The following is a 23,735-nucleotide window of genomic DNA, read 5'->3' on the forward strand; positions in this document are numbered from 1 at the left end:
ATGACGGGACGGACGGCGGCGTGTGTCGCTTTGAATCACCCCGCGCCGATCAGCGGCACGGCCTCGTCGCGTTCGTAGAGATAGAGCAAGCAGCGCAGCGCTTCGCCGCGTTCACCCTTCAGCTTCGGATCGTCCTTCATGATCCGCAGCGCCTGGTCGCGCGCCTGGGTGATGAGCTGACCGTGCACCTCGGAGCGCGCGATGCGATAGCCGGGCAGGCCGCTCTGGCGGATGCCGAGCACGTCGCCTTCGCCGCGCAGCTTCAAATCTTCTTCGGCGATCCGGAAGCCGTCCGTGGTCTCGCGGATCACTTTCAGCCGCGCCTTCGACATCTCGCCGAGCGGCTCCTTGTAGAGCAACAGGCAGGTCGAGGCCTCCGAGCCGCGGCCGATCCGTCCGCGCAGCTGGTGCAGTTGCGCCAGCCCAAAGCGTTCGGCGTTCTCGATCACCATGATGGTCGCCGCCGGCACGTCGACGCCGACCTCGACGACGGTTGTTGCGACCAGGAGCCCGATCTCGTGCGCGGCGAATTGAGCCATCACGCGATCCTTCTCGGTGCCCTTCATCTGGCCGTGCACCAGGCCGACGCGATCGCCGAACCGCTTTTGCAGGCTCTCGAAACGCTCGGTCGCGTTGGTGAGGTGCTCGGTGCCCTCGGCCTCGGATTCATCGACGAGCGGGCAAATCCAGTAGACCAGCTTGCCCGCGCCAAGCGCGCGGCCGACGCCGTCCATGACGTCCTCGATCCGGCTCATCGGCACCGCGCGGGTATCGATCGGCTGGCGGCCGGCGGGCTTTTCGCGCAGCTCCGAGACGTCCATGTCGCCGAAATAGGTCAGCACCAGCGTGCGCGGGATCGGCGTGGCGCTCAGCACCAGCACGTCGACGGCCTCGCCCTTGGAGGTCAGCGCTAGGCGTTCGCGCACGCCGAAGCGATGCTGCTCGTCGACCACGGCGAGCGCCAGCGCCTTGTAGATCACGTCGTCCTGGATCAGCGCGTGGGTGCCGACGAGGAGATTGATCTCGCCGGCCTCGAGCCGCGCCAGCAGTTCGCGGCGCTCCTTGCCTTTCTCGCGGCCGGTGAGGATGGCGACGCGCATGCCGGCACTCTCGGCGAGCGGCGCGATGGTCTTGATGTGCTGGCGCGCCAGAATTTCAGTCGGCGCCATCAGCGCGGCCTGCTTGCCGGCTTCGGCGACGGCAGCTGCCGCCAGCAGGGCCACCACGGTCTTGCCGGAGCCGACATCGCCCTGCACGAGGCGCAGCATGCGCACCGGCTGGCGCAGATCCTCCGTGATCGCGGCAACCGCCTGTTGCTGCGACCTGGTCAGCGCATAGGGCAGGGCGTCGATGATCCGGTTGCGCAGATGACCATCGCCGGCATTGCGGATGCCGGCCGGGCGGCGCAGCGTGGCGCGGATCAGCGCCAGCGCGAGCTGGCCGGCGAGCAGCTCGTCGAAGGCGAGCCGCGACCAGAACGGGCCGTCGGGCAGGATGTCGGTCAGCTCGACCGGTATATGGACGCGGGTCAGCGCCTCCCTGATCGGCGGGAAGTTGCAGCGGCGTAGCACCTCGGGGCTGATCCACTCGGGCAAATCCGGCAGCTTGGTGAGCGCCTGCGCGATGGCGCGGCGGAGCGAGCCGATCGCGAGCCCCTCGGTGAGCGGATAGACCGGATCGATGCCGGACAGCTTTGCGAAGCCGGCTTCATCGACGACGCGGTCGGGATGCACGATCTGCGGGATGCCGTCATACATTGCCAGCGTGCCGGAGACGTAGCGCTTCTCGCCGACAGGCAGCAGCTTTTCGACGTAGCCGGGCTGGGCGCGGAAGAAGGTCAGCACCACGTCGCCGGTGTCGTCGCTGGCATAGACGAGGTAGGGCGCGCGCGAATTGCGCGGTGGCGGCGGACGATGGCGGTCGACGGTGACCTCGAGCGTCACCATGGTTCCGACCGCGGCATCGCGGATCTTCGGCCGTGCGCGCCGATCGATCACGCTCGCCGGCAGGTGCAGCAGCAGATCGACCAGTCGCGGTGTCTCGCTGCGGTCGAGCAGATAGCGCAGCAGCTTGTCCTGCTTCGGGCCGACACCCTGGAGGGTCGTGACCTGGGCAAACAGCGGATTGAGCAGGCTGGGGCGCATCAGGAGAATCTAGGTCCGTTTTGACACGTCATGCCCCGCCTTGTGCCGGGCATCCACGTCTTTTTTTTTAGCGAGCATGAATTGCCGGGTCCCGTCTACGCCAAGAACCTGCACCAAGGCTTCGACGGGCACGCAAGCCCGGCAATGACGGCATGCGCCCAAAGCATCTCCAAAACGCGGCGAAAGAGGGCTGACATCGGCCGTCCCCATCGCTATATCAAACCCCGCCCGGCACGTCCGGGCTTTTGGCGTTCGATGGATTTTGGGACATGACGGGATCGACACGATCGAGCCACGGGCTCGATGACCGCCGCAAGCGGCTTTTATTTCGCTGCTGGCATCGCGGCACCCGGGAGATGGACCTGATCCTCGGCCGCTTTGCCGATGCGACCATCGCGGACCTTTCCGACCAGGAGATCGGCGAGCTCGAGCATCTGATCGAGGTGCCGGATCCCGACCTCTATGCCGCGCTGACCGGCGACAAGGTGCTGGCGGGCGAATATGCCACCGCGTTGTTTGACCGTATCAAGGCGTTCCAGGGCGCGGATCCCAGCGCATGAAGCAGCCGATGAAATCACCGGCCGCGATGCTCGCGCCCGGCCGGGTGCTGACCATCGCCAACGTCGCCGAGGGCGCCGAAGGGCTCGTCATCTCCGATCTGGCGCGCGCCATTGCCGCGCAGCCGAAGCGGCCGGCGGTCAGCCTCGCCGTGGTGTGCCGCGATGGCGCGCGGATGCAGCAGCTCGCCCGCGCGCTGGAATTCTTTGCACCCGATATCGCTGTCATGCAGGTTCCAGCCTGGGACTGCCAGCCCTATGACCGCGTCTCGCCGCATTCCGGCATTCTGGCGCAGCGGCTGACTGCGCTCGCCAAGCTGTCGCGGCTGGTCGGCAGCGACAAGCCGCTGATCGTGCTCACAACCGTGAACGCGGCCGTACAACGCGTACCGGCGCGCGATCAGGTCGCGGCGCAGGCGCTGTCGGTCGCGCCCGGCAACGTCGTGCCGATGGACTCGGTCGTCGCCTGGCTCGAGCACAATGGCTACACCCGCTCGTCCACGGTGCGCGAGCCCGGCGAATATGCGGTGCGCGGCGGCATCCTCGATCTTTTTCCGGCCGGCCTCGACCAGCCGGTGCGGTTCGACTTCTTCGGCGACTCTCTGGAATCGATCCGCACTTTCGATGCCGAGACCCAGCGCACGCTGCTCGACATGCGCGGGCTCGACCTCGTGCCGGTGTCTGAATTCCAGCTCACGACCGAAACCATCCGCCGCTTCCGCATGGGCTATGTCGCCGCGTTCGGCGCGCCGGGACGCGACGACCAGCTCTATGAAGCGGTCTCCGAGGGACGGCGCCACCCCGGCATGGAGCACTGGCTGCCGCTGTTCCAGGAGCGGATGGACACGCTGTTCGACTATCTCGACGGCGCAACGATCGCGATCGAGCCGCAGGGCGAGGACGCCGCGCGCGAGCGCTTCACGCAGATTGCCGACTACTATGACGCGCGGCGCGAGGCGCTGGAGCATCCGGGCAGCGGCGCGATCTACAAGCCGTTGCCGCCGGACAAGCTCTATCTGTCCGAGGCCGAATGGACCAGGCTGCTCGGCGAGGCACCGCTGGCGCGGCTGACGCCGTTCGCGGTGCCGGAAGGCTCGCCCGACGTGTTCGACGCCGGCGCGCGGCAGGGCCGCAATTTCGCGCCGGAGCGTGCCGACGGCAACGTCAACGTGTTCGAGGCCGTCGTCGGCCATATCGGTGCGTTGCAGTCGCAGCGCAAGAAGGTGATCGTCGCGCTGTGGAGCGAGGGCTCGCGCGACCGCATGGGCGCGATGCTGCGCGACCACAAGCTGCTCAACACCACCAGCGTCAACACCTGGCGGATCGTGCAGGCTACTCCCCGCAACGAAACCATGCTGGCCGTGGTGGGCATGGAGTCCGGCTTCGAGACCGACGAATTCGCCGTCATCAGCGAGCAGGACATTCTCGGCGACCGCCTGGTGCGTCCGCGCAGGGCGAGCCGCAAGCTCGACAATTTCATCTCCGAGGTGACGAGCCTTGCGACCGGCGATCTCGTGGTCCATGTCGAGCATGGCATCGGCCGCTTCGTCGGGCTGCAGACGCTGGAAGTCTCCGGCGCGCCGCATGACTGTCTTGAGCTGCATTATGCTGCGGACACCAAGCTATTCCTGCCGGTCGAGAACATCGAACTGCTGTCGCGCTACGGTTCCGACAACGCCAATGTCGAGCTCGACCGTCTGGGTGGCGGCGGCTGGCAGGCGCGCAAGGCGAAGCTCAAGAACCGCATCCGCGAGATCGCCGGCGAATTGATCAAGATCGCGGCCGAGCGGCAGCTGCACGAGGCGCCGAAATTCCCGCTGCAGCCGCATGTCTATGACGAGTTCTGCGCGCGCTTCCCCTATGAGGAGACCGAGGATCAGTTGGGGGCCATCAACTCGACCTTGAAGGACCTCGAAATCGGCCGCCCGATGGACCGCCTGATCTGCGGCGACGTCGGCTTCGGCAAGACCGAGGTGGCGCTGCGCGCGGCGTTCGCCGTCGCGCTTGAAGGCAGGCAGGTCGCGGTCGTGGTGCCGACCACGCTGCTGGCGCGGCAGCACTCGCGCACCTTCACCGAGCGCTTCCGCGGCTTCCCGGTCAATGTGGCGCAGGCGTCGCGGCTGGTGTCGACCAAGGAGTTGAACCAGGTCAAGAAGGGGCTCACCGACGGCAGCGTCGACATCGTCGTCGGTACTCATGCGCTGCTCGGCAAGGCCATCAAGTTCAAGGACCTCGGCCTCTTGATCGTCGACGAGGAGCAGCACTTCGGCGTCAGCCACAAGGAGCGGCTGAAGCAGCTGCGCGCCCAGGTCCATGTGCTGACGCTGTCGGCAACCCCGATCCCGCGCACGCTGCAACTGGCTTTGACCGGCGTGCGCGAACTATCCATCATTGCCTCGCCGCCGGTCGATCGCCTTGCGGTGCGCACCTTCGTCGCGCCGCATGATCCCCTGATGATCCGCGAGGCGCTGCTGCGAGAGCGCTACCGCGGCGGGCAGGCGTTCTATGTCGTGCCGCGGATCGAGGACCTCGCCGGCGTCAAGGATTTCCTCGACAAGAACGTGCCGGAGATGAAGGTCGCGGTCGCCCACGGCCAGATGCCGCCGACCGTGATCGAGGACATCATGTCCGCGTTCTACGACGGCAAATACGACATCCTGCTGTCGACCACGATCGTCGAGTCCGGGCTCGACATCCCGAACGCCAACACGCTGATCGTGCACCGCGCCGACATGTTTGGTCTCGCGCAGCTCTACCAGCTGCGCGGCCGTGTCGGGCGGTCGAAGCTGCGCGCTTATGCGCTGTTCACGCTGCCGGCACAGCAGAAGATCACGGCGCAGGCGGAGCGGCGGCTGAAGGTGCTGCAGTCGCTGGAGACGCTGGGCGCGGGCTTCCAGCTCGCCTCGCACGATCTCGACATCCGCGGCGCCGGCAATCTGCTCGGCGAGGAGCAATCGGGCCACATCAAGGAAGTTGGCTTCGAGCTGTACCAGTCGATGCTGGAGGAGGCGATCATCAACCTCAAGGCCGGCGTCGCCGAGCCCGCCGCCGACCGCTGGTCGCCGCAGATCACGATCGGCATGCCGGTCCTGATTCCCGAGGACTACGTCAACGATCTCAGCGTGCGGCTGTCACTCTATCGCCGCCTCGCCGACCTCGAGACCGACGACGAGATCGACGCTTTCGCCGCCGAGATGCGCGATCGCTTTGGCGTGCTGCCGGACGAAGTCCGCTACCTGTTCAAGGTCGCCGCGATCAAGGCCTACTGCCGCAGGGCCAATGTCGGGAAGGTCGATGCCGGCCCGAAGGGCGCCGTGATCGCGTTCCGCGACAACAGCTTTGCGCATCCGGAGCGGCTGGTGTCCTTCATCCGCCAGCACGGCCAGGCCGCCAAGGTGCGGCCGGACATGAAGGTGGTGTTCTTCCAGGACTGGGAGACGCCGGAAGAGCGGCTCGCCGGCACCACCGAGATCCTGCGCCAGCTCGCCAACCTCGCGGAGAGCAAAAAGGCGGCGTGAGGTTTCGGCCTCCGAGTTGCCGGGCAGACTTATTGGGAGTTGGAACCGCGAGCGACACCACGATCAATGGCGGCCGACTGACACTTGACAGTGGCTCAACCGCAAGCGTCACCAAGGTCGGCAGCAACGGCAGGCTGACCGTGTTCGGCGGCACCACCAGCGATACCACCATCGATGGCAACGAGGAGCCGGCGGAGGAAATCTATGGCGGCACCGTCATCAATACGACGATCAAGAACGGTGAGTTCCAGTACGTCTCGAACGACTGCAACAACAACCGTGGCGCCTACGGCAGCGCAGTCGTGTCCAACATGCTGTGGAAAGCGGCTCCGAACCGATCGTTGGATTTCTTAGGGTTGCCACCGCGATCGTCAGAGCAGACTTCGCCCAAGGCAAGCTGGTGCGGCGCTGGGATGCTGTTCATCGTTGTATGTTGTTTTGTTCCTGCGATTCCGGAGCAGCCCCGAAGGGGTACTCGCCAAGGTTTCGTTGACGAGGTTGTCAATCTCGCCTAGCTTTTTCTTACGTTTCGAGCAGTTGCTTTGTATTTCAGTGCAGGGGTTTTTCGTGAATGCGATTACCGTCGCGCCGGCGATCGCGCTGAAGCGCCCGGCGGACCATCTGCCGGAACATCCCAACGTCATCGTTGAGCGTTCGACTGACGCCGCGCCAGTCATGGTGACTTTTTCATTGGTCTGTCGAGCGGCCTATCGTGGCTTGCATGGGCGTCAGGAACGCCGGTCATCATGATCAGCGGGTTCACCCATCCCACCAACGAATTTGTAACGCCTTACCGCACTGTCAATTTTCACGCGTGCAACAGTTGCTGGAACGATCCGCGGATGCGTTTCGACCACAAGGATCTCCTGTGGCGTCCGCAGCATGCGAATTCACTGCGACAATTTGAATGCACGCGGCTGATTGCGGTCGATCACGTCAAGCAGGTTATTCAGCGCTTACCGGGATTTCCGGTCGGCGCCAGAGCATAGTGCGTAGAAGATATCGACGCCGACGGGCATCGATGCCCGAAACCGGCAAATGAATTTTATTCTGGCCTAGAGGCAGAGCCATGCAGACGATTTCAAGCGGCGTGACCGTTACTGTATCTTCTGGCACTGAATCCGGCGATACAGTCCTGACTGGCGGCACGCTAATCATCGAGTCCGGCGGCAGCGCCACTGGAACGACTGTGTCGGGTGGCGACGAGGTGATTTCGAGCGGTGGTGTCGACAGCGGCGCCACAATTCTGTCCGGCGGCAGCCAGAATGTTTCGAACGGCGGCCTCAGCGTCTCGGCCACGGTGTATGCAGGCGGCGCGATCAACGTTTCCTCGGGCGGTGAGGCGTCGTTCCTTGCCGTGTCGTCGGGCGGCACGCTGAACGTCGCCGGAACGGTGACAAGCCACGTTGAGGTCTATTCGAGCGGCCTTGTTGTGATCGCTTCCGGCGGCATCGAGACGGGCACTCCCGGCAGCGACGAGACGATTGTGTCGGGTGGCACGGTCAGCGTGACGTCGGGCGGCCAGCTGTCCTACTTCACGGTCAGGAGCGGCGGCCTTGTCACGGCCGACAATGGCGCGACGATCCACGACTTCGGCGTCAGCAGTGGCGGCACCCTCAATCTCGCAGGTTCTCAGACCAGCAACTCGGAGGTCTTCGCCGGCGGCACCGAGAACGTTTTTTCGGGAGGCAACGCGCAGAACTTCGATGTGTCGGGGGGCACGCTGAACGTGCTTTCTGGCGGCAATGCGCAGGACTTCACGGTGTCGGGAGGCTCGCTCAACGTCCTCTCCGGAGGCCTGTCCGAGTTCTTCACCTTGTCGTCCGGAGCCTCGGCCAGCGTCGCAACCGGCGCCACCGTTCACGATCTTACTGTATCGAACGGAGCAACGCTCAGCCTTCTGGGTACGGCGACGAACTTCATGTTCATTGCGGGCGGCGCCACAGTGAACGTCTCTGCCGGCGGTGCCATCAACGGATCATTGGATCCATCCGCCCTCCCAACGGTCACCGTTGTGGGCACAGTGAATGCATCCGCGGGTGCGTCCGTCAGCTACGTTGCGGTCAACGGCAACGGCGCCTTGAACTTGCAGGCCGGCGCGTCCGCGCATGACATCAATGTGAATAGCGGTGGCCAATTCAATCTCGCGGGAAGCACGACCAGTAACATCAACATCCACAACGGTGGCCTGGAAACCGTTTCGTCCGGAGGTGCCGAGAACGGCGCCAATATCTTCGGCGGCGGTGAACTCGATGTCCTTTCCGGCGGATCGGCAAACGCCACGATGGTCAATGGTGGTCTGCTGAAGCTGTTCTCAGGCGGGTCCCTCAGTGGCGTTTCGGTCAATTTCGGCGCCGTAGAACTGGTCAGCGGAGCGTCCGTTTCGCAGCTTTCCAACACCACTTTCGCTGCCGGCACCCACCTTGAGGTGGGTCCTGGCGCTGTCGTAAGTGGCTACTCGGCGGGTAGTGGCCCGATCCTCGACGTTTTGTCAGGCGGCTCAACCTCCGCCATCACCGTCGCCTCGAATGGGACGGAGAACGTGTTCGCGGGCGGCACGGCCCTGGGCACCTTCATTGGCGATGGCGGCTTCATGCAAGTCGGCATTCCGTCGTTCCAGGGATCGGGTGGTTCGGCGGGCGGAACCGCGAGCAATACGACCGTGGCGGGCGGTCAGCTCAGTGTGAACTCCGGTGGCCTTGCGGTGTCCACCACGATTTCCGACAATGGCGGCGCGCAGGTCACCTCGGGCGGTGCAGTATCCGGAACGACGATCTCCAACTCTGGCGGCATGACCGTCCTGAGTGGCGGCACGGCGACCGTCACGACGGTGCTGAGCGGTGGCTACTTCCAACTCGGATCGTTCAACGGCAGTGCCGTTTCAGCCGGTGGCAGCGCGACGGGCACGATCCTGTCTGGCAGCTTCGAGGCCGTCTTCAGTGGTGGAGTCGATTCCGGCGCCACGATTCTGTCGGGTGGAAGTCAGACGATTTCCTCTGGTGGCGTCACCATTGGCGCCATCGTTTCAAGCGGCGGTGTGTTGAATGTGTCGGCCGGCGGTTCGGCTGCGGCGGAAGTTTCAAGCGGAGGTGTTGAGAATGTATCGTCTGGCGGCCTGACGTTCAACACCGCGGTCTTCAGAGGCGGCGCCTTGAATGTTTCCGCCGGCGCGACGGCGCACGACCTCACCCTGTCGGGTGGAACGCTCAATCTTGGCGGCACCATCACCAGCAACGTTTTCATCTCGAGCGGCGGCATGGAAAACGTGCTGGTGGGAGGATTGGTCTCGGCATCCTCCAACGGTGTCGGGACGACGGTTTCGGCGGGCGGCATCCTTAACGTGATGGGGACCACCTCCAACATCGTGGTGGTGTCCAGCGGCGGCGTCGAGAACGTCTCGTCCGGTGGCGTCATCCAGGGCACCATCAGCGGCGCGGCCAGTGCGGGCACGTTCGTCGCGACCGGCGCAACGCTCAACGTCCTGGCCGGCGGCTCGGCCAGCATGATCAACGTGTCCGGCACGCTTAACGTGCAGGGCAAGATCACCAGCAATGTCACCATTCAGAGCGGCGGCCACGAAATCGTCTCTGCAGGTGGCTCCGTCACCGGCGTTACCGGTTCGGGGACCGTAATTTCCGGGCTGGTCGACGTTCTCTCCGGCGCGTCTTTCGAATACGCGACGGTCTTCAATGGTGGTGACCTGAATGTGTCGTCCGGCGCGACGGCGGACCATATCTCCGTCTCGAGCGGCGGCATCTTCAACGTTGGCGGCACGGTTCTGAGCAATGTCTCGGTCTTTGCCGGCGGCATCGAGAACGTATTCTCCGGAGGTGTGGTTACCGGTGTGACCGGCTCCGGAACCGGGATTTCGGGCGGCACGGTCAACGTGTCGTCGGGAGGCGCGATCGACCACACGACCGTCATCAGCGGTGGCGTGCTGAACATTAAGTCTGGAGCCGCGGCGCACGACATCGCGGTGTCGAGCGGTGGTGCGCTTAACGTTGCCGGCGCGGTGACGAGCAACGTCGCGGTCTTTGCCGGAGGCACGGAAGTCGTTTCCTCGGGCGGCTCCACGGGGCCGGTCACGATCTCCGGCGGCGTGGTCGAACTGCGGGCCGGCAGCGTCGCAAGCGGCGGCGTCACCTTCAGCGGTTCCGGCGGTCAGCTCAAGATCGATGGCACCTCCCTGGCCGGCACGACCATCAGCAGTCTGGTGCTGGGCGACAGCATTGATCTGGCAGGCCTCAATTTCGTATCGGGTGGGTCGGCGACCTTGCAGGCCGGCAACATCCTGCACGTCACCGAGGGGGCATCCTCCTTCGATCTGCAGCTTGATGCGATACCCGGCGTGCGGTTCAGCGTCAGCGCGGATTCAGGCGCCGGAACGCTGGTCACGACGCGTGCCGATATCGCGCCGGTCACGTCAGCGTCCAACATCCATGCAGGCTCTGGCCAGACCTCCGTGCTGGCTTCCAGCCTCTTTACGGTGTCGGACGCCGATGGCGATCCGATCACCACCTACGCGTTCTGGGACACCCAAGGTCACGGACACTGGGTCGTCAACGGCGTCGTCCAGGCTACCAATGCGGAGATCGATGTTGCGGCGGCGAACCTGTCGCAGGTGAGCTACGTCTTCGGTCCAAGCGGATCGACTGATACCCTTCTCGTTCGAGCCAATGACGGCACGGTTTGGGGCGGCTGGACTCAATTTACGGCCAAGGCATTTGGCGACACCGCGCCGACCGTGAACGCAGTCAACGTGACCGCGGTTCACGGTGAGACGTCGATTGCTGCATCGAGCCTGTTCACGGTGAGCGATCCGGACGGCGACACGATGACCCAGTACGCGTTCTGGGACACCCAAGGTAACGGACACTTTGTCGTCAACGGCGTCGTCCAGGCCACCAACGCCGAGATCGATGTGTCGGCGGCGAACCTGTCGCAGGTGAGCTACGTGTTCGGCCCCGGCGGTTCGACGCCCGATACGCTCTGGGTGAAGGCCAATGACGGCAGCATGTGGAGCGCCTGGAAGAGCTTCACGGCAACACCGGGCCCCGACACGGCCCCGGTCGTGACGGCGCCGAACGTGACCGCGGTTCATGGTGAGACGTCGGCGCTCGCCTCGAGCCTGTTCTCGGTGACGGACGCCGAGAACGATACGATTACTCAGTACGCGTTCTGGGACACCCAAGGTAACGGACACTTTGTCGTCAACGGCGTCGTCCAGGCCACCAACGCCGAGATCGATGTCTCGGCGGCGAACCTGTCGCAGGTGAGCTACGTGTTCGGCCCCGGCGGTTCGACGCCCGATACGCTCTGGGTGAAGGCCAATGACGGCAGCATGTGGAGCGCCTGGAAGAGCTTCACGGCAACACCGGGCCCCGACACGGCCCCGGTCGTGACGGCGCCGAACGTGAACGCGGTTCATGGTGAGACGTCGGCGCTCGCCTCGAGCCTGTTCTCGGTGACGGACGCCGAGAACGATACGATTACTCAGTACGCGTTCTGGGACACCCAAGGTAACGGACACTTTGTCGTCAACGGCGTCGTCCAGGCCACCAACGCCGAGATCGATGTATCGGCGGCGAACCTGTCGCAGGTGAGCTACGTGTTCGGCCCCGGCGGTTCGACGCCCGATACGCTCTGGGTGAAGGCCAATGACGGCAGCATGTGGAGCGCCTGGAAGAGCTTCACGGCAACACCGGGCCCCGACACGGCCCCGGTCGTGACGGCGCCGAACGTGACCGCGGTTCATGGTGAGACGTCGGCGCTCGCCTCGAGCCTGTTCTCGGTGACGGACGCCGAGAACGATACGATTACTCAGTACGCGTTCTGGGACACCCAAGGTAACGGACACTTTGTCGTCAACGGCGTCGTCCAGGCCACCAACGCCGAGATCGATGTGTCGGCGGCGAACCTGTCGCAGGTGAGCTACGTGTTCGGCCCCGGCGGTTCGACGCCCGATACGCTCTGGGTGAAGGTCAATGACGGCAGCATGTGGAGCGCCTGGAAGAGCTTCACGGCAACACCGGGCCCCGACACGGCCCCGGTCGTGACGGCATCGAACGTGGCCGGAATTCACGACCATTCGGTCGCGGCCTCGACCCTGTTCTCGACCACCGATGCCGAGCACGACACGATCACCCAGTACGCGTTCTGGGACACCGGCGGCAACGGCCACTTTGTGGTGAATGGTGCCATCCAGGCAGCCAACACCGAGATCGATGTCTCGGCGGCGAATCTCTCGCAGGTGAGCTACGTGTTCGGCCCCGGCGGTTCGACGCCCGATACGCTCTGGGTGAAGGCCAATGACGGCAGCATGTGGAGCGCCTGGAAGAGCTTCACGGCCACCGCAACCAACCAGGCACCGACGGTCTCGGTCTCTAACGTCGTGACGGTCTCGGGGCAGACCTTTCCTGCTGCGAACCTCGTCACGGCGACGGACGCCGATGGCGATGCCATCACGAAGTATGCGCTGTGGGATTCCAACACCAACGGGCATTGGAGCGTCAACGGAGCTACGCAGGCCGCGAATACCGAGATCGACATCACTGCGGCGCAACTTTCCCAGACGACCTATCAGGCCGGCTCGGGTACCGACCAACTCTGGATCCGGGCGTATGACGGCATTGCGTGGGGAGCCTGGCAGCCGTTCAACGCGACGGGCGAGAGCTCCGGCAGCGCCCACATCGCAGCGGGCGCCACCCTGGAATTGACCGGGGCGTCGGGCGCCACCGTCGCATTCCAGGGCTCGACGGGGACGCTGAAGCTCGACAATTCCGCGAGCTTTAGCGGAACCGTCGCCGGAATGACCGGTTCGGACGCGATCGATTTCGCGAACATCAGTTTCGCGAACGTTCACACGCCGACCTTCAGCGGAAGCAGCACGAGCGGAACGCTCACGGTGACGGACGGCACCGTCACGGCGAGCATTGCGCTGCTCGGCAACTACATGGCCTCGACCTTCACGACCTCGAGTGATGGCCATGGCGGGACCCTGGTTGTCGATCCGCCGGCGATGCAGGTCAGCCAGCTGGCGCAGCCGCAGCATGCGTGAGGCCTGAAGATGAGGCATGCGGAGCCGCCGCCGAGACAAGGTGGCTTCGCCTGCCGGCGCTGCCCGCGCAGCGATCGCGGCAACTGACAAGCGGCATGGAGCTTGTTACGACGCCGCGCGTTCCGGCGTGCCGAACAGGCGTCCGAGCAGCGAGAGGGCGGAATCGCCCGGCAGCAGCGTTGCGATGCTGACGGCCGGCTCGGCTCTGACATCGCGGCGGCCGTTCTGGGTGTGCCGCATCACGCTCGCTAATCGGCGCGTGATCGCCTGCGCGTTGCGCAGGTCGGTCCCGGCGAACGCCACGACCAGCGAGCGGTCGTCATGCACCGCGCCGAAATCGGTCTGGCGCATCAGCCGGCTGATGATCCGCGCACCGTCGAATTGCGCGCGCGGCTGCGTGTTGTCGAAGGTGAAGCGCGCCACCGAGAGCGCGCCGCCACGCTCGGCGGTCTGGTAGACGGCGGTCGCGAAGTCGCGTTCGAATGCAGCCTTGGTGAGCAGGCCGGTGCGGGGATCGATCAGGCCCTTCGCGTCGATCGCCTTGAGCATGCGGCCGAGCCGCGCCTCGAAGGCATGCTGCCGGATCATCGGCAACACCATGTCGCCGACGCGCGTCGGCCCGGCCGTGACGATCTCGAGATTGGGCAGCTCGTAACGCGGCGTCAGCTCACCGGAGGCGACGATCACGGGCAACGGACGGAAGCGAACATCCTCGGTCAGCACCGTCAGGAACGCATCCATCACGCGCGGGGTGAAGCCTTCGGCCAGCACGATGCCGTCGATGTCACGGTTGGAGAGATGCTTTGCGGCCGCCTCGATGCTCAGCGCGCCGACCACGCCGGCGCGCTCGCCGAGCGCGACCGACAGGGCCGGGTAGGCGCCGCCGCGACCGATCAGGAGCGCGGTGGCCTCTCCGACCGGATCGATATCGGATAATGCGATCGGCGTCGGCGGCACCAGGCGGCGCATCACGGTCGCATGCAGCGCGCGAACGCGTAAGGACGCGTTGAGCCGGGCGACCAGGCGATCCGGTATGCCCTTGTGCTGGAAGAACGCAATGACCGTGTCGGGCAGGGTGGTCGCGGGATCGACCGCGATCAGCGGCAGATAGGGCGCGCGGGCGGCCGCGCGCTTGGCGAGGCCCGACAGGGTGACGAAGTCGACGCCCTCGGCGGCCGCGATGATCGCGGCCGGCTTGACCTGCTCGATGGCGCGTCCGACCTCGCTCCAGTCGGTGACCACGACCGGAAACAGTTTCGTCTCATCGAGGACCGCGGCAAACGGCGGCTTTGCCGACGCCGATACGATGAGGACCGGACCTTGTTGAGACATTCGAACGCTCGAAACCAATGCTTAAGATCAGCAAACGGTTACGATGCTAGTTGGCATGGCTTAATGCGGCGTCAACACAATGCTAAGACTAATGCAATGATAAGAGTTTAAGGCATTCCGGTGCCGCTACGGTCCCGAAATGCTTCGACCATCAACGGGTTAAGCCCAAGTTCTGTCAGGGCGTCGCGGGCCCGCGCATTGTCCTGAGCCCGTCCGGCCAGCCGGTGGCCGCTCAGGCGGTCAGGCAGTGCCGTCAACAATGCGCCCTGGCCGAGTCGGCGCGACCACTCCTGCAACTCCCCGGCAAGGAAGCGGTAGCCGCCGACCGTCATGACCCCCGACGGCGGGGCGGTGATGTTGACGGCGCCGGTCGCGCGGTCGACCCGCGCGGCATATTCGGTGTCGACGTAATCACGCGGTGGCGGCGCAATCAGACTGTCGCCCGGGGGCGGCGGCGGCGCATAGGCGGCGACCGGCACCATGGGGCCGCGCAGGCCCAGCGTCCCCTTCGGGGTCAGCAGGATCTCGCCGGCGATCGATGCGCCGGGAGCCTCACGCGGCGCGCCGTGCGGACCGGGCTTGATCGGGGCCGGCGATCCATCCTCGGCGTTGCGGCGGGCGCCGAACAGCCCGGCCTCGCCGAACAGATAGACGTCGGTCAGGCTCACCCGCCGCGAGGTCCAGTGCGCACTGGAGGCAACCTGCTCCGGCGTCCGCCAGAGGCCGATCGCGTTGCGCAGGGTGGGCATGCGCTCCGACAGGCCGCACTCGTCGAGCCGCAGCGCGAGCTGCGTCGGCGCAATCAGCGTGTCGCAGCCGTGATCGTTGAACTGGGTTTCGAACGCTTCCTCGTCGAACGGGTGATGCATGACGAGCGTTCCGCCCGACAGCAGCCAGGTCACCAGCGACGAACAGATGCCGGCAAACGACATCGGCGCGAATGCCGACATGATGGTCGCGCCCTGGGCCAGGTCGCTCTCCAGCGACATCGCGAGCCCGCCGGCGATCACGCCGAAATGCGCGCGCGGCACGGGACGAAAACCCCCGCTGGTGACGTCGAAGGAGATCAGCGCCGGCTTGCGGCCGTCCTGGATCATCGGGCGGGAGGTCCGGGAGTCCTGCAGGATCGCGTCATCGAGCGACGCCATGCCTTCGGGCAGATCGGTGCCGAACCCGCAGACATGGCGGATCGAAAAGGCTTCCGCCGCGGCGTTCATGGCGATGTCGGCGTAGGAGACGCCGTCGATCCTGCCGCAGGTGACGATCGCTCGCGCCGCAGTGCGGTTGAGCACAGAGGTCAGCTCGGCCTGCCGCCACAATAGCGGCAACGGCGCCACCACGAGGCCGACACGATAGGCGGCGAGCACGGTCAGGGCGAATTCGATCGTCGAGGGAAGCTGAACGGCGATCACCGTATTGGCCGGCAATCCGCTCTCGACGAAGTGAGCGGCGATCGCCGAGATCGCGCGGTCGGCCTGGGCATAGCTCAGGCGCTTGGGGGGCTGTCCGGTGACGCGCTGCTTGTCGATCGGGTCGACCAGCGCCAGCGCCTCGGGGTGCCGCGCCAAACTGCGCTTGAACAGCGTATCGAGCGTGGGCGAGGTGATCGACTGGTTCACAGGTTCAACGTCGGTTGCATCGCTTCGATCAGATCGGACCATGCCGCGTCGGCTCGCAGCTCACTTGGCAGCTCACTTGGATTGCGCGCCGGGCTTCTGCCACCAGGTCTCCGGCAGGTAGCCCGTCAACGCTGTGGCCGAAGGTCGTTCTATCCGATTCCAGCGCGCGATCCATTGCTCTCCCAAGTTAAATAGGGGGATAGCGTAGAAGCCGGACATCAGGGCCCGGTCCAGCGCCCGCACCGCCGAGACGAAGGCCGGCCGCTCCCGCGCCGCGAGCAGCGCGGCGATCGTGGCGTCGATGGCCGGATCCCTGGCGCCCATGTAGTTGCGGGTGCCCGGCACGTCGGCTGCCTGGCTGCCCCAGTAGAACCACTGCTCGTTGCCTGGCGACAGCGACTGGTCCCAGCGAATGGGGATCATGTCGAAGTCATAGGCGACCCGGCGCTGCTCGAACTGCACCGCGTCGACCACCCGGACCGCGGCGTCGATGCCGGCCCGCTTCAGGTCGCGCTGATAGGCGAGGGCGATCCGTTCATGCTCGCGTGTCGTCACCAGGATCTCGATCCGGAGCGGCGTCCCGGTCGAGCGCTGCTTCAACACCGTGCCGTCGAGCGCATAGTCCGCTTCCGACAGCAGCGCGAGCGCGCTGCGCAGAACGGTGCGGTCGCGGCCTGAGCCGTCGGTGTCGGGGAGGCGATAGCGGCCCTCGAGAATATCGGGCGCAATATGCGACAGATACGGCTTGAGGAGATCGCGCTCGCGGTCATCGGCCGGGCGGCCATAGGCGGACAATTCCGAGCCGGCGAAATAGCCGCCGGCCCGCGAATAGAGTCCAAAATAGTAATTGCGGTTGATCCAATCGAAATCGAACAGCATCAGCAACGCCTGGCGCACCCTGACGTCGGCGAACTTCGGCCGCCTGGTGTTGAACACCAGGAATTCGGACGGATCGGGCGTGCCGATCTTGATGGTGTCGCGGATCACGTCGCCGCTTCTCGCGGCGGGAAAGTCGTAGCCGTCATGCCAGCGAAGCGGCTCGGGTTCGGTCCTGAAGTCATAGAGGCCGCGCTTGAACGCCTCGAACTGGCCGTTGGCGTCGCGATAGTAATCGAGCCTGATCTCGTCGAAATTCCAGAGGCCGCGGTTCACCGGCAGGTCGCGCCCCCAGTAATCCGGATTCCGGGTGAAGGTCACGCTGGTGCCGGGTTTGACCGCCGTCACGCGGTACGGGCCGGAGCCGATCGGCGGCGCCAATGTGGTCTCCTCGAATTTAGAGACGTCGGTGGCGTGGCGCGGCAGGATCGGCATCAGGCCGAGGATCAGCGGCAATTCGCGGTCCGCAACGCCGCCAAAATCGAACCGTACTGTGAGCGGGTCGAGCACCTCGGCCTTTGCGACTTTCGAATAATACTGGTGATGCAGCGGACGACCGTGATCGCGCAGCAGTTCGAGCGAGAATACCACGTCGTCCGCCGTGACCTCGTGCCCGTCGGAGAAGCGCGCGCGAGGATCGATGTGGAATGTCACATAGCTTCTGGCATCGTCGGTCTCGACGCTGCGGGCGAGCAGGCCGTACAGCGTAAAGGGCTCGTCATTGTTCCGCACCATCAGGCTTTCGTAGACGTAGCCGCGCTCGTAGGCGTAGCCCCGGAGCTGCTGCACGGCGAGACCCCTGACGATCAGGGGATTGAGGCTATCGAAGGTGCCGTCCCGGGGGCTCAGGACCAGACGCCCGCCCTTGGGTGCGTCAGGATTGGCGTAAGGCAGGTGGCTGAAGTCGACTGGCAGGGCCGGCGCGCCATGCATCGCGATGGCGTGGCTCTCGGTGGCGGCCGCGCTCGTCAGGAATGCCGGGATGGATGCCAGGACAAGCCAGATGGCGGCCAACGGGACGCGCCAACCGTGCCCGGGAACACGCGCGTGAGGCGCCGGATTTGATTCGCGAAACGTCACGCCCTGAGGTTTATCACAGGGCGCTGAAACTCGCCGTGACATGGGCGCAAATACGCTTGTCGGCATTGATCTTTCCGCGCGCCGCTGTATTGAAGGCGTGCAATTCGAAGGCGGGAACGCCTGTCACGTATCCGCCTCAATTGACTAGGAGACAGCCGCCCAAACGGCTATGTGTCGGCGCCTGCAGCGGTTTCGGGCGCTGCCGTTCAGAAAGGGTTTTCCGCAATGAATTTCCGTATCTTGGCCGCCCCGGTCCGGCCGCATGGGCGAATTGTTGCCCTGATGGCGGCGACGGCATTCTCTGCAGCGCTCCTGGTTCCTGCCGCTTGGGCCCAGCAGCCGGCAGCGCCGGCGCCTGCGGCACCGAAGGCAGCGCCCAAGGCGGCACCGAAGGCAGCTCCGAAGGCGCCGGCAGCCCAGCCGGCGCCCCAGGCACAGGCACCGGCCGCAGGTCAAGCGCCTGCCGCAGCCGCCCAGCAGCCGCCCCAGGATCAGCAGATCCAGCTGATCTACGCCCCCTGGACCAAGTTCTGTCTGAAGGGCCAGGAAGCCAACGCCAAGCAGGTTTGCTTCACCGGCAAGGACGGCCGCATCGAGTCGGGCCAGCCGGTGATTGCCGCCGTGATCATCGAGCCGGAAGGCGAGCCGAAGAAGATCCTGCGCGTCACGCTGCCGCTCGGCATGCAGCTCGTTCACGGCACCCGCATCATCGTCGACGGCAACCCGCCGCAGCAGGCGCCCTATGTGATCTGCTTCCAGAACGGCTGCATGTCCGACTATGAAGCAACCCCCGAGCTGATCGCCAACATGAAGAAAGGCCAGAACCTCGTGGTCCAGGCGATCAATTCGAACGGCGCGCCGCTGACGCTGCCGCTGCCGCTCAACACCGAATTCGCCAAGGCCTATGACGGCCCGCCGACCGATCCGAAGGTGTTCGAGGAAAACTCGAAGAAGCTGCAGGAAGAGTTGCAGAAGCGCGCCGAAGAGCAGCGCAAGAAGCTGGAAGGCGCGGGCGGTGGTGCGGCGCCGGCTCCGGCCAATCCGGCAGCCAAGTAACAACGTCGCGTTCAAGAAAGCGCGAGACCGTCGCAAGCAAAAGGCGCCCGCAAGGGCGCCTTTTTTGTCATGCGAAACAGACAGGCTGATGGCAGCCTGCCGCGCTGGTGATCGCGCGGGTCGTGTGCGATGGTCGCCTCAAGGCAAATCGATCGCGCCGAGCCGCATCGTGATTGCCTTGTCCGGACAAGTCCGGCGTCGAAGCACAATCATAAAATCCGTCACGGGAGGCCAGACGAAAGCGCGGAACGCGCGCCTTCGATGCGCAAATGCGCGCGTGGTTCTGTACGAACCCTGGCCGCCGTGCGGACGCCTGATGGCGCGACGCGACTGGACCTTGCTCGGGTCGCAAGCCCGTCCGCCGTTCGCAATCACGGAAGTCTCCCCAATGTCCCAGCGGGTCAACACGCAGCGGCGGGAACCGCTCTCCCGGCCTTCGGAGCAGCCGACCGAGCGCGCTTCGGCCCATGCCGGCGGGCGCCTCAATCAGGACAACGCCCGCGGGAACGTTCATCCGGGCATCGTTCATCTCGCGCTGGCGATGGGCGGGTTCGCGATCGGCATCGCCGAATTCGCGACCATGAGCCTGCTCCCGTTCTTCGCCCACGATCTGCACATCAGTGAGCCCCAGGCCGGTCACGCGATCAGCGCCTACGCGCTCGGCGTCGTGGTGGGCGCGCCTGTGATCGCCGTGCTGTCGGCGCGCATGGCGCGGCGGACGCTGCTGATCGCGCTGATGGGCTTCTTTGCGCTGATGAACGGCCTGTCCGGGCTCGCGCCCGACTACCACACCATGCTGGTGCTGCGCTTCCTCGCCGGGCTGCCGCACGGCGCCTATTTCGGCATCGCCATGCTGGTCGCGGCCTCGCTGGTCCCGATCGACAAGCGCACGGCGGCCGTCGGCCGCGTGCTGCTCGGCCTCACCATCGCAACGACGATCGGCGTGCCGCTCGCAAATGGCGTGGGGCAGGCGATCGGCTGGCGCTGGGCCTTCGCGATCGTTGCCGGCCTCGCGCTCTTGACCGCCATCCTGGTCCTGATCTTCGCCCCGCGTGACGTCGCCGACAGCAAGGCGAGCCCGTTGCGCGAGCTCTCGGCGCTCGGGCGCAAGCATGTCTGGCTGACCCTTGGGATCGGCGCCATCGGTTTCGGCGGACTGTTCTCGGTCTACACTTATCTGGCGTCGACCATGCTGGCGGTGACGCACACGTCGCCCGCGCTGGTGCCCGTCACGCTTTGCGTATTCGGGGCCGGCCTCACCGCCGGCAACATCATCGTGCCGCGCTTTGCCGATCGCGCGCTGATGACGACCGCGGGCGGGCTGCTGCTGTGGTCGGCGGCGACGCTGGCGTTGTATCCGCTGGCGGCGGCGAACTTCTGGACGCTGAGCGCCGACGTGTTCCTGATCGGGCTGGGCGGAGCGCTCGCCACCGTGTTGCAGACCCGGCTGATGGATGTCGCGGGCGAAGCCCAGAGCCTCGCTGCTGCGCTCAACCATTCCGCCTTCAACGTCGCCAATGCGCTGGGGCCGTGGCTCGGCGGAATGGCCGTCGTAGCCGGTTACGGCTGGACCTCGACCGGCCTCGTCGGCGCCGGACTGGCGTTGGCGGGTTTCGCGGTCTGGGCGATCGCGGCGGCGCTGGCCGCGCGTGAGGGGGGATGAGCAGGCCGGAAGCCGCGCCGTCGCGTCCGTCGCCGGACAGGCGCCGCGCGTCAGTTCAGCGACGGGTTGCGCGGACGGTAGCCGCCCGATTTGTCCTTCACGAAGATCTCCGCCACCTGCGAGTGCCGGATCGGCTCGCCGGAATCGTCGGGCAGCAGGTTCTGCTCGGACACATAGGCGACGTACTCGGTCTCCGAGTTTTCCGCGAGCAGATGATAGAACGGCTGGTCCTTGTGCGGCCGCATGTCCTCGGGGATCGACAGCCACCATTCCTCGGTGTTGTTGAACTCCGGGTCGATATCAAAAATCACGCCCCGGAAGGAGAACACCCGGTGACGGACGATCTGCCCGATCTGAAATTTGGCGGTGCGCGCTTTGATCATGGTTCGTCGATAGACCAACATTGTGGCCGATGCTAGGGGCTAAGCCTCGAATTAACCCCCGGTTTACCGATTCTAGCCGGGCCAATACGACCCGAAATCCGGCCGAGAAACTACTTTCAGAATGATCGATATCCTCAATCTGGCGTTGCCGTATTTCGGCTTGATCTTCATCGGCTACGTGTGCGGAAAAGCCAAGGGTTTGCCCGAGAGCGGGCTCGCCTGGATGAATTTCTTCCTGCTTTACGTTTCGTTGCCGGCGCTGCTGTTCGGGATCATGTCGAAGACACCGTTCGCCGAGCTGAACAACCCGCCATTCCTGATCGCCACCACGCTCGGAACCGTGATCGCGTTCTTCCTTGCGATGGTCGCAGGCAAGCTGATCGGAGGGCTGTCGCTGCGCGAGGCGACGCTGGCGGGCCTGTCCGGCGCCTACGGCAATATCGGCTATATGGGGCCTGGGCTGGCGCTCGCCGTGCTCGGCACCAAGGCGGCGGCGCCGACCGCGCTGATCTTCTGCTGCGACAGCATCTTCCTGTTCTCGATCGTGCCGCTCCTGATCGAACTCACCGACCGCGACCACCCCTCGCTGCTGCACGCGTTCGGCGTGGTGGTGCGGCAGATCGCGCAGAACCCGCTGATCATGTCGGCGGTGTTCGGCGCGCTTGTCGCCGCGTTTCACATCCCGATTCCGGTCGCGCTCGACCGCACCATCCAGTTCCTGCAGAACGCCGCCGCGCCGATGGCGCTGTTCGCGCTCGGCATCACCGTGGCGTTGAGGCCGTTCGAGCGGGTGCCGTGGGAGGTGCCCAGCGTGGTCGCGATCAAGCTTCTGATCCATCCGCTGTTGGCCTTCGGACTGATGCTGCTGTTCGGTCCGTTCGCGCAGCCGTGGGCTGCGACCGCGGTGCTGATGGCCTCGCTGCCGCCGGCGCTCAACGTGTTCGTGATTGCACGGCAGAACGACACCTGGATCGAGCCTGCGTCGGTCGCGGTGCTGATCGGCACCTTCGCCTCGGTGGTCACGCTGACCAGCGTGATGTGGTTCATCCAGAGCGGACGGCTGGTGTTTCCCTAGAGCATGATCCGGAAAAGTGCGAAGCGGTTTTCCGAAAGGATCATGCGCAAACAAGAAGCTAAAGCGCGATGACGATTCAACCTGATCTCATCGTGCTTTAGACGAACACTACCGCCGCCATGACGGCGCGAGGCCCTCGCGCATGGCCAGCCGCCGCAGCGGGCCGAAGGCGCCGAGCAGGTGCAGGCCGGCGGCACGCGCGGTCTGCACGCCGAGGAAATCGCTGAGCAGCGAGCGGTTGGCGATGTCGATCGCCCAAATCCGGCTGGCGACATCGGGACGCCGCGCCGCCTGGTAGCGTGCCAGCACATGTGGCGCGCCGGGATCCTCGCCGCGGCCGATCGCCTGGCCTGTGATCTCGGCGATATCGGCGGCATCGCGCAGCCCCATGTTGAGGCCCTGCGCGCCGATCGGCGGCAGCACATGGGCGGATTCGCCGACCAGCGCGATCCGGTTTTTGGCGAATTGCCTCGGCCGCTCGATGGCGAGGGGAAACACGTGACGGGCGCCCTGGACTTCGACGCGGCCGAGAATCGAATGCGACTGCCGCTCGGCCGCTTCGGACAATTCGTCATCGCCAAGCGCCTTCAGCCGTTCGGCTTCCTTGGGCGCCGAGACCCAGACCACGCTGCTGCGGTTGCCGCTGAGCGGCACGAACACGCAGGGGCCGTGCTCGGTGTGAAACTCGGTCGAGATGTTGTTGTGCGGCCGGCTGTGGCTGATGTTGAAGGTGAGGGCGGATTGGCCAAGCTCGCGGCTGACCACCTCGATGCCGGCGGCCTCGCGCGACAGCGAGTTGCGTCCGTCCGCGCCGACCACGAGCCGGGCCGACAGCGACTGGCCCTGCCGCGTCACCACCGTGACCGCAGCAGCATCCGGTCGTACCGAGGCGGCCTCATCGTCGAACCGCGTCAGCGCGGCCATCTCGCCGGCACGCTCCTCGAGCGCCGCCACCAGCGAGCGATTGTCGATGTTGAAGCCGAACTGCTCGCGGCCGATCTCGTCGGAGCAGAACCGCACTTCCGGGGCGCGGATCAGGCGGCCGGTATCGTCGACGAGGCGCATGGTCTTGAGCGCGGCGGCCTTGTCGCTGCAGCGCCGCCAGACGTCGAGCCGCTCCAGGATCTCGGTCGAGGCGCCGAGCAGCGCGGTGGTCCGGTTGTCGGCATAGGGGGCGCGGCGCGCCAACAGCGCGGTCCGCGCACCGGCCTCAGTGAGGGCAATCGCAGCCGTCAATCCCGCCGGGCCGCCGCCTATTACGATAACGTCATAATCCAGGGAGCTGTCGGTCATATCAGGACATTTGACATGCTTGGCCCGATTTTCAAGCCATCGGTAACCACCAAGAGTTTCCAACGATCTGCGCGGCGGAACG

At 65.5% G+C, this 23,735-nt stretch carries 15 protein-coding genes; 9 read left to right on the forward strand and 6 right to left on the reverse strand.

What is annotated here, in order from left to right; genetic code table 11:
• Positions 1 to 35: 35 nt before the first annotated feature.
• Complete coding sequence (gene recG / locus HAP47_RS20195; protein WP_173643530.1) at positions 36 to 2,144, reverse strand: ATP-dependent DNA helicase RecG; 2,109 nt, start codon at positions 2,142 to 2,144, stop codon at positions 36 to 38.
• A gap of 269 nt (positions 2,145 to 2,413) precedes the next feature.
• Between recG and HAP47_RS20200 the strand changes: the two genes are divergently transcribed.
• The 6 genes from HAP47_RS20200 to HAP47_RS20225 all read left to right on the forward strand — a co-directional run bounded on the left by HAP47_RS20200 (position 2,414) and on the right by HAP47_RS20225 (position 13,276).
• Positions 2,414 to 2,704 (forward strand): FAD assembly factor SdhE, encoded by a 291-nt coding sequence (locus tag HAP47_RS20200; protein ID WP_173643531.1) that lies wholly within the window; start codon positions 2,414 to 2,416, stop codon positions 2,702 to 2,704.
• The gene (mfd, locus tag HAP47_RS20205) at positions 2,701 to 6,219 is read left to right on the forward strand and encodes a transcription-repair coupling factor (protein ID WP_173643532.1); all 3,519 of its coding nucleotides are present in this window, start codon (positions 2,701 to 2,703) and stop codon (positions 6,217 to 6,219) included. Before HAP47_RS20200 ends, mfd begins: the two co-directional genes overlap by 4 nt.
• A gap of 32 nt (positions 6,220 to 6,251) precedes the next feature.
• Entirely contained in the window at positions 6,252 to 6,734 is a 483-nt protein-coding gene (locus tag HAP47_RS20210) for a hypothetical protein (RefSeq protein ID WP_173643533.1), read from the forward strand.
• Between the two features lie 52 nt (positions 6,735 to 6,786).
• Positions 6,787 to 6,969: a hypothetical protein gene (locus tag HAP47_RS20215; protein ID WP_173643534.1), complete on the forward strand. Its 183-nt coding sequence runs from the start codon at positions 6,787 to 6,789 to the stop codon at positions 6,967 to 6,969.
• Positions 6,966 to 7,208, forward strand: a complete 243-nt coding sequence (locus HAP47_RS20220) for a hypothetical protein (protein WP_210285386.1) — start codon at positions 6,966 to 6,968, stop codon at positions 7,206 to 7,208. Before HAP47_RS20215 ends, HAP47_RS20220 begins: the two co-directional genes overlap by 4 nt.
• 80 nt (positions 7,209 to 7,288) lie before the next feature.
• Positions 7,289 to 13,276, forward strand: coding sequence for a hypothetical protein (locus HAP47_RS20225; RefSeq protein ID WP_173643535.1), 5,988 nt, complete (start codon positions 7,289 to 7,291; stop codon positions 13,274 to 13,276).
• Positions 13,277 to 13,381: 105 nt separating this feature from the next.
• Here HAP47_RS20225 and HAP47_RS20230 read toward each other — a convergent pair whose 3' ends face one another.
• The 3 genes from HAP47_RS20230 to HAP47_RS20240 form a co-directional block, all read right to left on the reverse strand.
• A complete protein-coding gene (locus HAP47_RS20230) occupies positions 13,382 to 14,608 on the reverse strand; it encodes a GGDEF domain-containing protein (RefSeq protein WP_173643536.1) in 1,227 nt (408 codons plus the stop codon).
• A gap of 107 nt (positions 14,609 to 14,715) precedes the next feature.
• On the reverse strand, positions 14,716 to 16,227 hold the full coding sequence (locus HAP47_RS20235; RefSeq protein ID WP_173643537.1) for an AMP-binding protein: 1,512 nt from the start codon (positions 16,225 to 16,227) through the stop codon (positions 14,716 to 14,718).
• Between the two features lie 72 nt (positions 16,228 to 16,299).
• Positions 16,300 to 18,036, reverse strand: a complete 1,737-nt coding sequence (locus HAP47_RS20240; RefSeq protein WP_231168987.1) for an extracellular solute-binding protein — start codon at positions 18,034 to 18,036, stop codon at positions 16,300 to 16,302.
• Between the two features lie 372 nt (positions 18,037 to 18,408).
• Here HAP47_RS20240 and HAP47_RS20245 point away from each other — a divergent pair, with 372 nt between their 5' ends.
• Both HAP47_RS20245 and HAP47_RS20250 read left to right on the forward strand, forming a co-directional pair.
• Positions 18,409 to 19,239: an invasion associated locus B family protein gene (locus HAP47_RS20245; RefSeq protein ID WP_173643538.1), complete on the forward strand. Its 831-nt coding sequence runs from the start codon at positions 18,409 to 18,411 to the stop codon at positions 19,237 to 19,239.
• Between the two features lie 388 nt (positions 19,240 to 19,627).
• Positions 19,628 to 20,902, forward strand: a complete 1,275-nt coding sequence (locus HAP47_RS20250; RefSeq protein ID WP_210285384.1) for an MFS transporter — start codon at positions 19,628 to 19,630, stop codon at positions 20,900 to 20,902.
• A 50-nt stretch (positions 20,903 to 20,952) separates the two neighbouring features.
• Here HAP47_RS20250 and hspQ read toward each other — a convergent pair whose 3' ends face one another.
• Positions 20,953 to 21,285 (reverse strand): heat shock protein HspQ, encoded by a 333-nt coding sequence (hspQ, locus tag HAP47_RS20255; protein ID WP_024584048.1) that lies wholly within the window; start codon positions 21,283 to 21,285, stop codon positions 20,953 to 20,955.
• A 121-nt stretch (positions 21,286 to 21,406) separates the two neighbouring features.
• On the opposite strand from hspQ, the gene HAP47_RS20260 reads away from it, so the two are divergent.
• Positions 21,407 to 22,360 carry an AEC family transporter gene (locus tag HAP47_RS20260; RefSeq protein WP_173643539.1) on the forward strand — a complete coding sequence of 318 codons (954 nt, stop codon included), beginning with the start codon at positions 21,407 to 21,409 and terminating at the stop codon, positions 22,358 to 22,360.
• 108 nt (positions 22,361 to 22,468) lie between these two features.
• Here HAP47_RS20260 and HAP47_RS20265 read toward each other — a convergent pair whose 3' ends face one another.
• Positions 22,469 to 23,653, reverse strand: coding sequence for a UbiH/UbiF family hydroxylase (locus HAP47_RS20265; protein WP_173643540.1), 1,185 nt, complete (start codon positions 23,651 to 23,653; stop codon positions 22,469 to 22,471).
• Positions 23,654 to 23,735 lie beyond the last annotated feature (82 nt).

This window comes from Bradyrhizobium sp. 41S5 (genome assembly GCF_011516665.3).
Taxonomy (GTDB): domain Bacteria; phylum Pseudomonadota; class Alphaproteobacteria; order Rhizobiales; family Xanthobacteraceae; genus Bradyrhizobium; species Bradyrhizobium quebecense.